This window comes from Nocardia sp. FDAARGOS_372 (assembly GCF_002554515.1).
Taxonomy (GTDB): domain Bacteria; phylum Actinomycetota; class Actinomycetes; order Mycobacteriales; family Mycobacteriaceae; genus Nocardia; species Nocardia farcinica.
This window is the reverse complement of record NZ_PDDW01000001.1, coordinates 4,961,399-4,976,591: the sequence shown is the minus strand read 5'-3', so window position 1 is coordinate 4,976,591 and position 15,193 is coordinate 4,961,399. Positions and strand designations below refer to the sequence as shown.

Annotated in this window: 13 protein-coding genes, 1 tRNA gene and 1 other RNA gene; 6 read left to right on the top strand and 9 right to left on the bottom strand. The window is 71.8% G+C overall.

The annotated features are described in order from the left end of the window. Window positions 1-97 precede the first annotated feature (97 nt). Window positions 98-2,512 carry a DNA polymerase III subunit gamma and tau gene (locus tag CRM89_RS23345; RefSeq protein WP_098086233.1) on the bottom strand — a complete coding sequence of 805 codons (2,415 nt, stop codon included), beginning with the start codon at window positions 2,510-2,512 and terminating at the stop codon, window positions 98-100. 50 nt (window positions 2,513-2,562) lie between these two features. Beyond that, on the bottom strand, window positions 2,563-3,414 hold the full coding sequence (locus tag CRM89_RS23340) for a neutral zinc metallopeptidase (protein ID WP_253805099.1): 852 nt from the start codon (window positions 3,412-3,414) through the stop codon (window positions 2,563-2,565). A gap of 401 nt (window positions 3,415-3,815) precedes the next feature. Between CRM89_RS23340 and CRM89_RS23335 the strand changes: the two genes are divergently transcribed. Continuing rightward, the gene (locus tag CRM89_RS23335; RefSeq protein WP_060593804.1) at window positions 3,816-5,432 is read left to right on the top strand and encodes a DUF2207 domain-containing protein; all 1,617 of its coding nucleotides are present in this window, start codon (window positions 3,816-3,818) and stop codon (window positions 5,430-5,432) included. A gap of 22 nt (window positions 5,433-5,454) precedes the next feature. Here the strand turns inward: CRM89_RS23335 and CRM89_RS23330 are convergent, their stop codons facing one another. From CRM89_RS23330 to CRM89_RS23320, 3 genes are all read right to left on the bottom strand, one after another. Further along, window positions 5,455-6,720: an ROK family transcriptional regulator gene (locus tag CRM89_RS23330; protein ID WP_060593805.1), complete on the bottom strand. Its 1,266-nt coding sequence runs from the start codon at window positions 6,718-6,720 to the stop codon at window positions 5,455-5,457. 377 nt (window positions 6,721-7,097) lie between these two features. Next, window positions 7,098-7,814 carry a hypothetical protein gene (locus tag CRM89_RS23325; RefSeq protein ID WP_060593806.1) on the bottom strand — a complete coding sequence of 239 codons (717 nt, stop codon included), beginning with the start codon at window positions 7,812-7,814 and terminating at the stop codon, window positions 7,098-7,100. Between the two features lie 110 nt (window positions 7,815-7,924). Continuing rightward, a complete protein-coding gene (locus tag CRM89_RS23320) occupies window positions 7,925-8,506 on the bottom strand; it encodes an HhH-GPD-type base excision DNA repair protein (RefSeq protein WP_098086228.1) in 582 nt (193 codons plus the stop codon). Between the two features lie 80 nt (window positions 8,507-8,586). Between CRM89_RS23320 and CRM89_RS23315 the strand changes: the two genes are divergently transcribed. Then, window positions 8,587-9,039 (top strand): VOC family protein, encoded by a 453-nt coding sequence (locus CRM89_RS23315; RefSeq protein WP_011206807.1) that lies wholly within the window; start codon window positions 8,587-8,589, stop codon window positions 9,037-9,039. 129 nt (window positions 9,040-9,168) lie between these two features. Here CRM89_RS23315 and CRM89_RS23310 read toward each other — a convergent pair whose 3' ends face one another. Continuing rightward, on the bottom strand, window positions 9,169-10,086 hold the full coding sequence (locus CRM89_RS23310; RefSeq protein WP_229434834.1) for a tyrosine-protein phosphatase: 918 nt from the start codon (window positions 10,084-10,086) through the stop codon (window positions 9,169-9,171). 159 nt (window positions 10,087-10,245) lie between these two features. On the opposite strand from CRM89_RS23310, the gene CRM89_RS23305 reads away from it, so the two are divergent. Together CRM89_RS23305 and CRM89_RS23300 are read left to right on the top strand one after the other, a co-directional pair. Next, the gene (locus tag CRM89_RS23305) at window positions 10,246-11,094 is read left to right on the top strand and encodes a class I SAM-dependent methyltransferase (protein ID WP_011206805.1); all 849 of its coding nucleotides are present in this window, start codon (window positions 10,246-10,248) and stop codon (window positions 11,092-11,094) included. 13 nt (window positions 11,095-11,107) lie between these two features. Beyond that, window positions 11,108-11,545, top strand: a complete 438-nt coding sequence (locus CRM89_RS23300) for an SRPBCC family protein (protein WP_060593808.1) — start codon at window positions 11,108-11,110, stop codon at window positions 11,543-11,545. A 5-nt stretch (window positions 11,546-11,550) separates the two neighbouring features. Here CRM89_RS23300 and CRM89_RS23295 read toward each other — a convergent pair whose 3' ends face one another. Both CRM89_RS23295 and ffs read right to left on the bottom strand, forming a co-directional pair. Beyond that, entirely contained in the window at window positions 11,551-12,840 is a 1,290-nt protein-coding gene (locus CRM89_RS23295) for an aminotransferase class I/II-fold pyridoxal phosphate-dependent enzyme (RefSeq protein ID WP_060593809.1), read from the bottom strand. A 220-nt stretch (window positions 12,841-13,060) separates the two neighbouring features. Beyond that, window positions 13,061-13,155, bottom strand: an RNA gene (ffs, locus tag CRM89_RS23290) — signal recognition particle sRNA small type. A 106-nt stretch (window positions 13,156-13,261) separates the two neighbouring features. Here ffs and CRM89_RS23285 point away from each other — a divergent pair. Then, a tRNA-Ser gene (locus CRM89_RS23285) sits at window positions 13,262-13,349 on the top strand. 57 nt (window positions 13,350-13,406) lie between these two features. Here the strand turns inward: CRM89_RS23285 and CRM89_RS23280 are convergent. After that, complete coding sequence (locus CRM89_RS23280) at window positions 13,407-14,339, bottom strand: phosphatidylinositol mannoside acyltransferase (RefSeq protein WP_098086225.1); 933 nt, start codon at window positions 14,337-14,339, stop codon at window positions 13,407-13,409. Window positions 14,340-14,497: 158 nt separating this feature from the next. On the opposite strand from CRM89_RS23280, the gene CRM89_RS23275 reads away from it, so the two are divergent. Further along, the gene (locus CRM89_RS23275; protein WP_011206801.1) at window positions 14,498-15,145 is read left to right on the top strand and encodes a hypothetical protein; all 648 of its coding nucleotides are present in this window, start codon (window positions 14,498-14,500) and stop codon (window positions 15,143-15,145) included. Window positions 15,146-15,193: the final 48 nt, after the last annotated feature.

Sequence of the window (15,193 nt, the reverse complement as noted above, 5' to 3'; positions counted from 1 at the left end):
CCATAGAACCTCGTCGTATCGGAGCTCGCGGCCACCCGTTCATACTAGCGCCGGTGTGCGAACTCCGGTTAACTTAACGACGTCGAGGCGGTGGTTGTCAACCGTCCAGCCGTGTGGCACCGAGCTCAGCGCGGAGCAATTCCAGGGCGACCTCGTCGGGGTCGCGCCGGTCCTCCGGGGCGACCGGCCGGGCCGCCTCGGCCAGCATCTCCTGCTCCTCCTCGGCGGTGAGCGGACCGGGCACCGCCGCGGGCGGATAGCCGCCGTCGGCGCCCTCGGTCTGCGCCGGATCGGGCGGCGGATAGTCCCCGGGCCCCGGATCGTCGGGTAGGTCGGGGTAGTCGGGCGGGGGAATATCGTCGTCACCGCTGGGCGCGGAGCGCTTCGCCCGGCCCGCGGCCTCCGCCGCTGCCGCGCCGCCGGCCTGGCTGGGTCGGGAGAACCGCGCGGCACCCTGACCACGCCCCTGTCCCCCGCGGTTCGCGGGTGCACCGCCCGCCTTGCCCCGGTTCGCCGCGGGTGCGGGCTTCACCGCCGCACCGCTCTCCCAGCGAATCTCGTGATCGTGTCCGAGCACCGCCCGCACCGCCGCGCGGACCGCGTCGACGTTGCGCGGCTCGGACAACCGTCCGGCCAGCACCGGCGACGGATGAGCGAACACGATCGCCGACCCCTCGATGCGCGCCACCGAAGCGCCGGAGAGCATCGCCTGCATCGTCGCGCTGTACTCGCGCACCTTCGCGCGGATGTCGGCCCACGCCCCTTCGACGGCACGCAGCAGGTCGTCGTCCCGCGGTGTCGCGGCCGGTTCGGAGGGCCGATCGGCCGGCGGAACATCTTGTGCCTCATGGATTTCCGGAGCCGGATCGGCCGCCCCGCGCGGCTGGGCGGGTGTTGTCCGGCCCGCCTCGGGGCCGGCTGCCCGGCTGTCGCCGTCACCGGTCGCACGGGGGCCGGTGACATCCGGCGGCGGGTCGGCGGCCGGACCGTTGGCCGGCGGCGCATCGGCGGTCGCGGGTGCGCGGGCCGCCTCCGGGCGAACCGCGCGCACATCGCCGGTGATGTCCGGCGACGGCTCGTCGACGGCTCGCCGCTGCTCGTCCGCCGGGCCTGCCGTGGTGCCAGGACCACCGCCGTCGACCGCGGCCTCCGGTTGCCCGGACTCCCCGGTTCCGGCACTCGCCGGTGGATTCGGCTCGGCATCGCCCGGCCGCCGCTCGTCGTCTTTGGCCTTGCTCTGCTTCAATGCCGCGAGCGCCTCGGCACCGCGCCGGCGCGGCGGCTCGTTGCCGGGGCGCGGGACCGCGGGGCCGGACTCCCCGCTCGGATCGGGGGCCGTGGGCGGGGTGAACACACCGCCCGCCATGCCGCGCTCGAGACGTTCCAGTCGCTGCAAGGTCGCGGATTCGGCGTCGGAGACGGCGGGCAGCAACATCCGCGCGCACACGACCTCGAGCAGCAGGCGGGGCGCGGTGGCGCCGCGCATCTCGCCCAGCCCCTCGTGCAGCAGTTCGGCATAGCGGGTCAGGGTGGCCGGGCCGATCCGCTCGGCCTGCTCGCGCATCCGGTCGAGCACGTCCTCGGGGCCGGCGACCAGGCCGCGTTCCACCGCGTCGGGCACCGCGCGCAGCAGGATGAGATCACGGAAGCGCTCGAGCAGGTCGACGGCGAAGCGGCGCGGATCGTGCCCGGCCTCCATCACCCGATCCACCGTGCCGAACAGGGCGGCGCCGTCGTCGTCGGCCAGCGCCTGCACCGCGTCGTCGATCAGCGCGACGTCGGTGACGCCGAGCAACGCCACCGCGCGGTGATAGGTGACGCCCTCCGGTCCCGCGCCCGCCAGCAGCTGGTCGAGCACGCTGAGGCTGTCGCGCGGCGAACCGCCACCGGCGCGGATGACCAGCGGATACACCGCCTCCTCGACGGTGACGTGCTCCTGCTCGCAGATGCGCCCGAGCAGTCCGCGCATGGTGGCGGGCGGCAGCAACCGGAACGGATAGTGATGCGTCCGCGAGCGGATCGTCGGCAGCACCTTGTCGGGCTCGGTGGTGGCGAAGATGAAGATCAGGTGCGCGGGCGGCTCCTCCACGATCTTCAGCAGCGCGTTGAAGCCCGCGGTGGTGACCATGTGCGCCTCGTCGACGATGAACACCCGGTAGCGGGATTCGGCGGGCGCGTAGAAGGCCCGGTCGCGCAGCTCGCGGGTGTCGTCGACGCCGCCGTGGCTCGCGGCGTCGAGTTCGATGACGTCCAGGTTGCCCGGCCCGCCCGGCGCCAGTGCCACACAGGACGCGCACACCCCGCACGGCGTCGAGGTGGGGCCCTGCTCGCAGTTCAGCGAGCGCGCGAGGATCCGCGCCGAGGACGTCTTGCCGCAGCCGCGCGGACCCGAGAACAGGTACGCGTGGTTGATGCGGCCGGTGTCGAGTGCGGTGCTGAGCGGTTCGGTGACGTGTTCCTGCCCCACCACCTCAGCGAAGGTTGCCGGTCGGTACTTCCGGTACAGAGCCACAGCCCGAGACTACTGCCGGGCACCGACGTGCCCCGGGGGGAGCCGGTGGTTCAGCCGACCGCCGCGGCCGGCGCGCTGAAGGTGTTGCACTGCGCCGTGCGATTGTGCTCGACGCCGAGCTCGAACCACGCGCCGCTGTTGTCGGGGCTGCCGTGGTCGGGTGAGTCGGTCGGCCCGTCACCGCGACCGCGGGCGTCGCGGACGGCCAGACCGATCTGGGCGGTGGTGAGCGCGCCGCCGTCCTGCGCCGAGCCGAGGTACATCCCGTCGAAGCACTGCGCCTGCAATTCGATCCGGCGGGAGAGTTCGAGCCCGCGTTCGCTGCGCGTGCCCGCGTCGACCCGCTCGCTGTTGGCCTTGCGCAGGATTCCCGACATCGCCTGCACGTGGTGGCCGTATTCGTGCGCGAACACCGACAGGTAGATGACCCAGTTGTCCTTGAACAGGTCGGTCTGCAGCTGGCTGATCGGCATGTAGATGGTCTTGTTCGCCGGGCAGTAGAAGGCGGCGAAATTGGTCGTGCTGCCGGTGCACGGCGTGGAGATGCCCGCCGTGGTGGCGCTGACGTTGAGCGCGGGCGGGGTGAACGGCAGGTTCACCTGTGCCAGCACCGGCTGCCACGCGTCCTCGAGGCAGGCCGCGGCGCTTTCGAAGAACCGGCGCGCGGTGTCGACCTGGGTGCCCCACGGCGCGTAGTCGCAGTCGGCGGGCAGCAGGGTGGCGTCGGGGTCGGTGAGCAGCGGGTTGGTGGCCGTCTCGGAGACGCCCGGCGAGCCGTCGGGGGTGTAGGTGAAACTCGGGTCGGGGCCGGTGGCGCGATGCTCGGGGCCGTCGAAGCGGATCGCGGCGCGCACCAGTCCGCCGACGATCACCACCGCCACCACCAGCAGTAGCGCCAACACGCGCCCGCCGCCACGTTTGCGCGGAGGCATCGGCGCGCGCCCGGGCGGGCCGTAGGGCATGGGCGGCGGCATCGGCGGCCGATACGCCTGCGGCGGGCCGTAACCCGGTGCGGCGGAGTAGGCGTGCGGCCCCGCATAGCCGCGGGGGGACGGATATCCTTGCGGCGCAGCGTATCCCGGGGGCGGTCCGTACCCGGGGCGCTGGCCGTGGCGGGGCGGCGGCGTGGGACGCGGCCCGTATCCCGGGCGGCCACCCTGGTTCGGGGGCGGTGGTACGGGGTGCCCGCCGGGTGGCACCGGTCCGTAGCCGTACGGTGGTTGGGTCACTCCCCCGTACCCCCTCGTCTCATGTCGCCGACAGCCGCTGACGAAGGATAGCAACCTGTCTAGAGTAGGCAGCCGTGCTTACTTTTCGGGGGGCCGCCGCGAGCGCGCTGCTTCTCGCCGCCGCGGCGAGCGTGGCCGCAGCTCCGGTCGCCCAGGCCCAGCCCGCCCCCGCGGGCGTGGTGATCACCGCCGATCTGGTCCTCGATCGCGAGGGCGTGCTGCGGGTGGAGGAGACGGTGTCGGTGCCCGAGGGCGCCGAGTTCCGGATGTCGCTGCCGTTGCGGTTGCAGGTCGAGCCCGACGTGGAACGCCGGTTCCGGGTCACCGATGTGGAGACCGGCGGTGTCGGCAGCGCGACCACCGCCGACGACCGGTTCACCCTGGTCGCGCCGCCGGGTGAATCCACCTTCCGCTACGCCGTGCACAACACCGTCGGCGACGCCCCGAGCAGCCAGGTGTTCCACTGGCTCGGCGTGGTGGACACCGACATCGCCGCGATCAGCGCCGCGCTGGTGGCCCCCAGTTACGAACTGGCGATCGTCGATTGCACGCTCGGCCCGCCCGGCAACACCCGCCCGTGCGCCGACGTCCGCACCGAGGCGATCGGGGTGCTGCATCTCGAACAGACCGATCTGCGCAAGGGTGACGCGATCGACCTCACCGTGCAACTGCCGCCGGGTACCGTCCCCGCCAACGCCGACGTGATCGACCACAGCGGCCCCGGCCCGTTCTCGCTCAGCGGTCCGGTGCTCGCCGCGTTCGGCGCACTGCTGGCACTGCTGGCGGGCCTGGCCGCGCTGGTGTGGCGGGCCCGGCGCGACAACGCCGCGGCCACAACCGGTTCCGAGGTGTTCGATCCGCTGGCGCGGGAGGACGGCCAGGTGCGGTTCACCGCGCCCGACGGCGTGCTGCCCGGCGAGGCCGGGTTGCTGCTCGACGAGCATGTCGACCCCGTCGACATCGCCGCCACCGTGGTGGATCTGGCGGTGCGGCGCTATCTGTGGGTGACGCAGATCGCCGAGAACGACTGGCGCATCACCCGCGTCAACGCCCCCGACGACCAGCTGCGCGACTTCGAGAAGGCGGTGTACACCGCGCTGCTGCCGGACGGGGTGGACGCGGTGACCATGGGCGAACTGCGCGGGCGCGTCCAGGCCGGGCCGGTGCGCGCCGCGATGATCGCCGACGCCGTCGCGCGCGGTGCCTTCGTGGATCGCTCCCGCCCCGGCCCGGCGGTCTGGCTCGGCGGCGCGCTCGTGGTGGCCGGCCTGGCCGCCACCGTGGGGCTCGCGGTCACCGCCGGATACGCGCTGGTCGGCGTCGCGATCCTGCTCGCGGGCGTGGCGCTGGTGCTGCTGCCGAAGTACCTGCCGTCGCGGACCGCGGCGGGCAGCAGGATCGCCGGCCGCGTGCGCGCCCTCCAGCGCGGGCTGGACGCGACCCGCCCCGAGCAGATCCCGCCCACCGACCAGGAGACGGTGTTCTCCCGCGCCCTGCCCTACACCGTGGTCGGCGGCCGGGCCGACAACTGGGTGCGCGCCTTCCGCCAGCTGAACCCCGCCGCCGACGCCCAGCCCGGCCTCTACTGGTTCGGCGGTTACGAACGCGATCGCGACCTGCACCGCTTCGCCGCGCACTTCCCGTACTTCATCACCGCCCTGGAGGGGCTCTTCAGCGAGACGAGTCACTGAGCACGCGGCGGGCCCGCCCGGCTCAGTCGACCGCGAGCCGCCGCATCGCCGCGAGCGGGTCGGCGTAGAGGGTGCTCAGCGAGGCGACGACGGCCGCGAATTCCTGCACCTTTCCGCCGAATCCGCTGATCCTGATGTCGGTCGGCGGCAGCGCCGAGGCACTGCGGAACGCCTTGGCGACGTGCGCGACGCCGGGCCGGTAGCCGGTGAACGCCTGCCCGCCCAGGATCACCCGGTCGGGGTTGAGCATGTCGCTGACCAGCGCGACGGCGTTACCGAGGATCGTGGCCCGCTCGACCAGCAGTTCGTGCGCGGCCGCCGAACCCTCCGCGGCGGCACGGTGCAGGTCGGCGATGGTGGAGCCGCCGGTGCCGTTGTGGGCCGGGATGATGCCGCGTCCGACGGCGCGGGCCACCAGCGCCCGGTCGCCGACGGTGGCCTCCAGGCAGCCCGTCCGGCCGCACGCGCACACCACGTCCGAACCGGTGGGCAGATGCGCGATCGAGCCGGGGCCGTTGCTCGGGGTGTGCACGCGGCCGTCGAGAGTGACCGCCACACCGGCGGTTTCGCGGACGTAGAAGAACAGGCCCGCGCCGCGCTCGTGCGCCCGGTCCGGCTGCGGCGTGGGCAGCAGCAGTTCGGAGGCCGCCATCGCTTCGACGTGCGGGGCGACCGAGATCGGCAGTTCCAGCACCTCGGCCAGCACCGCGCCGAGCTGCGCGCCCTGCCAGCCAAGCGCCGGATGGTCGACGCTGCCGCTCACCGGGTCGACGCGCCCGCCGATGGCCACGCCCGCCCACAGCGCGCGACGGCGATGCCAGCGGCGCAGAAAGGCTTTGGCGCTGCGCGCGATGGTGGTGGTGGCGAAGTCCTGGCCGGTCTGCGGGGTGGCGATGGCCAGACCGCCGATGATGCGGCCACGCAGGTCGGCGGCCACGATCTTGGTGGCGGCCGCGCCGATGTGGATGCCGAGGGTGAGGTAGCTGTCGTGGTCGACCTCGAAGGGCACCCGCGGCCGGCCGACGGCGCCGGGGGTGGTGAGGTCGGGGCGCTCGCGCAGCAGCCCGGCCGCGAGCAGCGCCGAGACCTGGCGGTTCACCGTCGCGATGCTGAGTCCCGTTGTGCGCGCGGCGTTGTCGCGGGAGACCGGTCCGCCGGTCGCGGCGCGCAGCACGGCCGCCGCCGGGTTGTCGCTGATGCGCAGTTCGGGCGGGAGGACGGGGCGGGGAGTGCGGACGCGCGCCGGGGCGACCCGCGCGACGGAACGTTCCAGGGTGGGAATGGACATCACGAGTTCCTTGCTGAGGACCCGTCGGAGACGGGCCGTGCCTACACGTTCGGCGACGGTGGCGCGTGAGCGAGGATCGAGACCGGAGTGTGGATCGAGACCGGTGAGCGAAGATCGAGACTCAGCGCCGACGACGGGAACAACACAGTTCCCGCGTCAGCGGCAGCCGCAGGCCCAGCGCGGCGGTCACGTAGGTAACCCGCGTGGCACTCGAACGGCTGGAAGACATAAAGGAAAGGTAACACCGGCGACGGCGGCGTACCAAGCTTTCCGCCACCCGGGGTGCGCCAGGCCACAGATCACCGTCAACAGCCCTGGACACACGAACCGGCCCCGCCCGACGCGAAACGCGTTGAGCGGGGCCGGTTTACCGCTGGCTACTTGGCCGGCGCGGGGGCGTTGAACGGCTGGTTGATGGTGGTGAAGTACTGGATCGCTGCGGCGATCGCCACCGGGGCGGTCACCAGCAACTGGCCCGCGACGGTACCGAGCGCGCCGACGGCGATGATGCCGCCGAGGCAGCCGATGGCCGCGGCCGGGATGAACGGACCGAACAGGCCGACGATGGTCGCCGAGGCCACGGTCGCACCCGCGATGCCGCCGAGCACGCAACCCACCGCCGCGCCGCCCAGGCCACCGACCAGGGTGCCGATCGTGGCGCCCATGCTGATCGTGTTGGTGAGCCGGGTCCAGGCCGCGACCTCGCGGTCGTACTCGCTCTTCCACGGCGCCTTGTCCTCGAACGGCAGGGCGACCGGCTTGTAGACGGCGTGCTCGCGGTCGAACTGCGGGGTCAGGGTGGCGGTGCGACCGCTGATGTCGGCGGCGATCGGGAATTCGAAGTCATCGATCCGGAACCGCAGCGGGGTGCCCGCGAGCACGGTGCCGTCGGACGCCTTGATCTTGAAGACCTCGTCCTCGACGACCAGCGACCCCGCGTCGGTGGTGATGATCGACTGGGTGTCGGTCGACTGCGCCGTGAAGTTCACCGCCTCCGGCGCGGGGGCCTCGGGCGCGGCGCCCGCGGTGCCCGCGGCCACCCCGGTCGCGATGGACACCAACGCCGCGATCACGGCGAGCTTGCTTTTACTCATCAGTGCTGCAATCCCTCATCCGGTGGAGCTGTTCGAGCCGCAAGCATCGAGCAATTGCCCCACCACCGACGAGGGAAAAACGCAGCGAGATTTCAACGCACCGCCGGGCTTCAGCCCGCGGCGGCCTTCGCCTGCGCCTTCATCTGCTTCTTGAACGCGCGCACCTCGAGCAACGACTGGCCGTCGGTGATGTCGGCGGCGGACCGCCGCGAATTCGGCTCGGCATAATCGCCCGCGGCCTTTTCCCAGCCCTTCGGCCGCACGCCGAGTTGCTTGCCGAGCAGCGCGAGGAAGATGCGCGCCTTCTGTTTCCCGTAGCCGGGCAGGTCCTCGAGCCTGCGCAGTACGGTGGCGCCGTCCGGGTCGCCCTCGCTCCAGATCCGGGTGGTGTCGCCGTCGTAGTGTTCGAGCACGTAACGCGCCAGATCCTGGGTGCGCCGAGCCATCGACCGGCCGTACCGGTGAATGGCGGGCGGCGTGGCGCACAACTCCTCGAATTCCTGCGGATCGGCCTCGGCGATGCGGCGGATGTCGAAGCCGTCCATTCGCTCGGCGATCTTGCGCGGCCCGCGGAAGGCGTGTTCGAGCGGATATTGCTGATCCAGCAGCATCCCGGTGAGGAGCGCGAACGGATCCTCCGACAGCAATTTGTCCGCCTCGGGTTCCTGGGCGAGACACAACGTCACGGTCACATGCGGTCCTTTCCCGGTAGCCGGTGGTTTCCTGCCTCGATCATCCCACCGTGTCAGGAGGGCGCGGTAGGTTCGCCACCATGGCTGTGAACTGGACCCTGACTGTGGACAGTCGCGATGCGCCGGTGCTCGCCGATTTCTGGGCGGCGGCCCTCGGCTACCAGGTGGAGGACCCGAGCCCGCTCATCGAGCAGTTGCTCGCGGCCGGGCATCTCCCGCCGGACCAGGTGGCCGAGCACCGCGGCGGCAAGATCTTCCGCGGGTACGCCGCGATCCGGCACCCCGACGACCCGTTCGACCCGGTCAGCGGTATCGGGCGGGGCCGCCGCCTGCTCTTCCAGGACGTGCCCGAGCACAAGTCGGTCAAGAACCGCATGCACCCGGACCTCGACGCCGGACCGGAGGGCCGGGACGCGATGGTCGAGCGCCTGGAAGGGCTCGGCGCCGAACGCGTGCGCGAGGTCGACATGGGCCCCGCCGGCCACTGGTGGGTCATGCAAGACCCGGAGGGCAACGAGTTCTGCGTCGCCTGAGCGGGTCAGCGCCCGGAGGCGGCAGCGCAGCGTCACCACGCAGGGCGCCCCGCTCAGGCACAAACAAACACAGCCTGAGCGGGTCAGCGCCCGGAGGCGGTAGCGCAGCGTCACCACGCAGGGCGCCCCCTATCCGACCAGTGCGCTCCGCAGTGCGTCCAGTGTCGCGGTGTCGAGTCCGAGTCCGGCGGTGAGGAATTCGTCCATCGAGCCGTAGGACCGGCGCACCTGGTCGAAGGCCGCGTCGAGGAACTCCCGCTGCACCCCGAGGATCGGCTCCCACAGTTCGGGGTCCTCGACGAGGCCCTGGGCCACGAGGTTGTCCAGCAGTGCCTTGTTGCCCGCGGCCAGGTTGGCGTTGGAGGCCAGGAAGTCCTGGTAGATCTGGCCGTCGGGCACGCCGAGCACGGAGAACAGGATCGCGGTCATCCAGCCGGTGCGGTCCTTGCCGGCGGTGCAGTGGTAGAGCACGGCCCCCGGGGCGCCCGCGACGTCGCGCAGCGCCGCGGCGAATTGCCCGCGGGCGGACGCGTCGGTGACCAGCCAGCGGTAGTAGTCGCTCATGTACCGCACGCCCTTGCCGTCGCCGAGTGCCTCGCGCTGGGCCTGCGGTCCGCCCGCGATCAGCCGCGACATCAGCACGTAGAGGTCGTTGTTCGCGTCGTAGACCGGGTACTCGGTGCGGCGGATGGCGGCGGGCAGCTTGTCGGGCGCCTGCGCCACCTCGGTCGGGCTGCGGAAATCGATCACCTGCTGCACGCCGAGGTCGACCAGCCGCTGCTGCTCGGCGCCGTCGAGCTTGGCCAGTGCGTCGGCGCGGTAGACGACGCCGAAGCGCACCTTGCCGCCCCCGCGCACCGGATAGCCGCCGATGTCGCGGGCGTTGGGCGCGTGCGCCAGGCCGAGCGGACGCTGGTCGCGGCCCGGCGCCTCCAGCATCGGCGCGAGCGGGCCGGCCTGGGCGGGTGCGGTGAGGGTGGGCAGAACTCCGACGAGGGCGACCGCGGACACCGCGACCACACCCCGCGCCACATGCGGGAATTTCACGGGAGCTTCCTTTCGATCGTGAGCCGCTTCGGCTCGCGTGCTCCGGGACGGTAGAGACATCGGGCCGGGCCGCGCTGCCCGTCCTTCCCGGTCACCGGGAGGTGACCGGGCTCACAGGTCGGCGTCGCGACGTACCGGTGTGCCGCGTAGGCTCTGGCCATGTCTTCGACGACGGCGACACCCATGGACGGACACGTGCGCATGGACAGTTACGGATTGCGCCCGGATCGCTTCGACAGCGCGGGCCAGGATCAGTTGGTCGACGTTCGCGATCTGCAGGCGGCCCTGCCCGGCATCCAGCGGCTACGCACCTGGGCCCACCAGGCGCTGGCCGTGCGACCCGGCGAACGCGCCGTGGACATCGGCTCGGGCACGGGCTCGGAGGTCTTCGCCTTCGCCCGGGCGGTCGGGCCCACCGGTGAGGCCGTCGGCGTCGAGCCCGATCCGAATCTGCTCGCCGCGGCCGAGCGCCGGGCCGGCGAGCAGGGCGTGTCCGCGAAGTTCCACTCCGGCGACGCCTACGGAATCCCGTTCGGCGCCGACTATTTCGACGCGGTGCTGTCCGAGCGCGTCTTCCAGCATCTCACCGCCCCGGCGCGTGCCGCGAGCGAGATCGCGCGGGTGCTGCGCCCGGGCGGTCGCACCGTGGTGATGGACGTCGACTGGGACACCGCGATCATCCACCCGGGTGACCGCCGGGTGGTCCGCCAGGTGGTCGAGACGCTGATCTCGGCGACCACCAATCCGCTGTCCGGCCGCAGGTTGCCCGGCCTGCTCACCCAGGCGGGGCTGGTCATCGACGAGATCGGCTCGCATGCGCTGATCCAGGACCGCGCGGTGGGCCCCGGCTCGCTGGTCGACCGCATCTCGGCGATGGCGGTCGCGCGCGGGGCGATCAGCGAGAAGGAGCGCGACGAGCTGCTGGCCGGTCTCGAGCGCGGCGCGCGCACCGGCGACATCCACCTGTCGGTGACGATGTTCGCGGTGCTCGCCCACAAGCCGAGCTGAGCGGGGCGCGGCGATGCGGGTCGACGTGCGCACCGAGATCGTCATCGATCGGCCGCCGTCGACCGTGGCCGCCTTCGCCGCCGATCCCACGAACGTGCCCCGCTGGTACGCCAACATCCACGAGGTGCGCTGGGTGAGCGAACCGCCGCTGCGCACCGGCTCGCAGCTGGAGTTCGCCGCGCAGTTTCTGGGCAGACGACTGGTCTACACCTACGAGGTGACCGAATACGTGCCCGGCAGCCTGCTGGTGATGCGGACCGCGCGCGGCCCGTTCCCGATGGAGACCAGCTACACCTGGGAGCCGACCGCGGCGGGCACCCGCATGACGTTGCGCAACCGGGGCGAGCCCGCGGGATTCAGCCGCGTGCTCGCCCCGGTGCTGGAGTCGGCGGTGCGCCGGGCCAACCGCGCCGACCTCGCGCGGTTGAAAGCCGAGCTGGAAGCCGAGTAGTCGGCCTACTTCTCCAGGAGTTTCTCGGTGGCGGCCAGCAGCACGCAGGTGGCCAGGCCGTCCATCGCCTTCTCCAGCTCGGGCAGCTTCGGGAAGCTCGGCGCGATGCGAATGTTCTTGTCCTCGGGGTCCTTCCGGTACGGGAAAGCCGAGCCTGCGGCGGTGAGCGCGATACCCGCGTCCTTGGCCAGCGCGATCACCCGGCTCGCGGTGCCCTCGAGCACGTCGAGGCTGATGAAGTAGCCGCCCTTGGGCTCGGTCCACGAGGCCACCTTGGATGCGCCGAGGCGGTCCTCGAGGATGCGGCGCACCAGCGCGAACTTCGGCTCCAGGATCGCCCGGTGCTTCTGCATGTGCGCGCGCACCCCGTCGGCGTCGCCGAAGAACCGCAGGTGGCGCAGCTGGTTGATCTTGTCGGGGCCGATGCTCTTCTTCGCCGCGTGACCGAGGTACCACTCGAGGTTGGCGGTGGAGCCGCCGAGGAAGCTGACCCCGGCACCGGCGAAGGTGATCTTGGAGGTGGAGGCGAACACGATCGGCCGGTTCGGATGCCCCGCCTCGGCCGCCATGCCGAGCACGTCGTAGACCGGGGCTGCGGTGTCGGTGAGCGGGTGCACCGCGTAGGCGTTGTCCCAGAACAGGCGGAAGTCCGGCGCCGCGGCGGGCATCGAAACCAGTTCGCGCACAACTTCTTCGGAGAAGACGACACCCGTGGGGTTGGAGTAGTTCGGCACCGCCCACAGGCCCTTGATCGCCGGGTCGGCGGCGAGCAGTTCGGCGATCTTGTGGGTGTCGGGGCCGTCGTGCAGCATCGGCACCGGGATCATCTCGATGCCGAGCGCCTCGGTGATCGCGAAGTGTCGGTCGTAGCCGGGCGCCGGACACAGGAACTTCAGCACCGGCTCGTCGGCCCAGCGGCGTTCGGAATCGTTCGTGCCGTAGAGCATCGCGTAGGTGATGACGTCGTGCATCAGCTCGAGGCTGGCGTTGTTGCCCGCCAGGAGGTTGTCGACGGGAATGTTCAGGAGTTCTCCGAAGATCGCGCGCAGTTCGGGCAGGCCGTGCAGACCGCCGTAGTTGCGGCAGTCGGTGCCGGTGCCGTCGCGGTAGTCGCCGTCGCCGGGCAGCGAGAGCAGGGCGGCCGAGAGGTCGAGCTGCTCCGGCGAGGGCTTGCCCCTGGTCAGGTCCAGGGTGAGCTTCTCGGTCTTGAGCTTCGCGTAGTTCGCGGACTGGGTCTCGTGTTCGGACACGAGCTCGTCATGGCTCATCAAACCGATCTGCGTTTGCCGGGGCATCCTGGACAGCCTTTCCAAGCAGCGGGGGTGACAGGGGCGACATTCCGTCCGGACCGGTCGGGCCCACGCGGAAGCGGTGTTCACGTTACCCGGACCCGGTGCCGAAGTGGGGGGTGTTCTTCGCGGGGATTCGGCCGTGACGCCCGCCCACAGCCCCGGATTCTGCACGGGAGCCGGAGCCGGTTCGACGGGGCGCCCCGAGGGGCCGAGCGGCCTCGAATTAAGGGGACCCCGCGCACCCGGCAGAGCCCGTTGACCCTTGCTGCCTTCCGGCCCTGGGGGAGTTCACAGGATGCGCGCCGCGCGGGATCCGTCGGCCAGTGTAGCGGGTCGCGGCGCCGCCCGCCGCCACCCCCTCCCCCACCCCGTCGGCCGGGGGCGGTTTGGTGTCCACCCCGCCCGACCCGCTATGCTGCTCCACGGAGGATTCGCCTAGTGGCCTATGGCGCTCGCCTGGAACGCGGGTTGGGTTAACGCCCTCAGGGGTTCAAATCCCCTATCCTCCGCCACGAAGAGGCCCGGTTCGGTGCGGTATGCGCTGGGCCGGGCCTTTTCCGTCTCGGAGATCAGGTGCCCGGCCGGTGCTCACGCCGGCGGCGGTCGGCGGTCCACAGCGGCTGGAGCATGTGCCAGTCGGCCGGGTGGGCGGCGATCCCGGCGGCGAAGTGGTCGGCCAGCGCCTGCGTGGTCGGCTGCACGCCGCCGCCGGTGTCCAGGGGTGCGCCGACCGAGAATCCCCAGCCGTCGGGGGTGAACCAGCAGTGCACCGGCAACAGCGGAGCGCCGGTATCGATTGCCAGCCGGGCCGGGCCTGCGGGCATCCGGGCGGGTTCGCCGAAGAAGGAGACCGGCACGCCGGTGGCGGTCAGGTCGCGTTCACCGAGCAGGCCGACGACCCTGCCCTGCCGCAGCCGTGCGGCGAGCTGCTCGAACGGTGCGGTCGCGCCGCCGGTGAGCGGAATGATCTCGAACCCCAGCCGCTCGCGGAACCGGACGAAGCGCCGGAACAGCGATTCCGGCGCCAGCCGCTCGGCCACCACGGTGGGCGTGCCCACCCGTTGCACCAGCCACACCCCGGCCAGGTCCCAGTTGCCGCTGTGCGGCAGGGCCAGGATCACTCCGCGCCCGCCCGCCACCGCGTCGTGGATGTGGTCCAGACCGGTGGCGGAGTTCTCGATCCGCTCGGCCAGGCGAACCGGGTCCATCGACGGCAGCCGGAACGCCTCGCACCAGTACCGCGCGTAGGAGCGCAGGCTCGCCCGCACGAGGTCGTCGGGTACCCGGTCCGGCGTGACGGCCAGCACCCGCGCGAGGTTGCGCCGCAACTGCGCCGGGCCGCCGTCGCGCGCCGCCCGGTCGGCCGCCGCCAGGAACAGCCACATCGCCCACCGTTCGGGCAGTGCGCGCACCAGTCGCCAGCCCGCGGCATAGGCGAGATCCCACCCGCGGGCGGCGGCGGTGTGCGCGGGTCCGTTTTCGGGCTGGTGTTGTCGCGTCATGCCGACGCTCCTGACCGGGGTCGCGGGCAGCCCATCGGCGGGCCACTGGCAGCCTACTCCCGACAGGTGTTGCCGCGCCGTGGGTCCGGCCGGGCGAATCGACCGCGAACACGCATGCCGGGGAGACGCGGGCCACAGGTCGGTGCGATGATGCCCGGGTGACTCAGTGGCTTCCTGTTCTCAGTTCGCTGATCGTGGCCGGTGCGGCGCTGATCGGCTTCGCGGTGAACAACCGGACCAATCGGCGGGCGATCGAGGCGGCGGACGAGCGGCACCGGGAGACGCTCGAGGAGGCACGGCGCGGAATGGAGTTGGCGCACACCGCCGGTGAACGGCGCGAGCACGACAAGTGGCGGCACGAGGCGGTGGTGGCCGCGGTGTCGTCGGTGCTGGAGACCTCGAATTCGGTTCGGCAGCAACTGTGGTCGTGCCATCGCTGGGAAGTCGACGACAACTTCGAGCTGGAGCGGGTCGGCGCCGACATCCACGAGGCGCTGTGGGGTTGCAACGGCACCATCAACCGGTTGCGGCTGCTGGCCTCGCCGAAGATCCCGAACCAGTGCGAGGATCTGCTGAGCACCCTCGGTGCGGCCCGCAACATCACCCTGCAGTATCTCAAACTGCAACTGGACGACGAGGCCACCAGCGAGGAGTTCACCGAGATCAACTCGTTGTGGGAGAAGGCGATTCGCAAGGCGATCGAGCAGGAGCGCGCCGTCGTCAACGCCACCCGCGCCGAGCTGGGCATCGAACGACTCGAGGACGTCGCCAAGCCGGCGCGTCAGCCGGTGCTCGACACCGCCTGAGCGGTCAGCGGCCGGAGGCGGCAGCGAAGCGTCACCACGCAGGCCGCC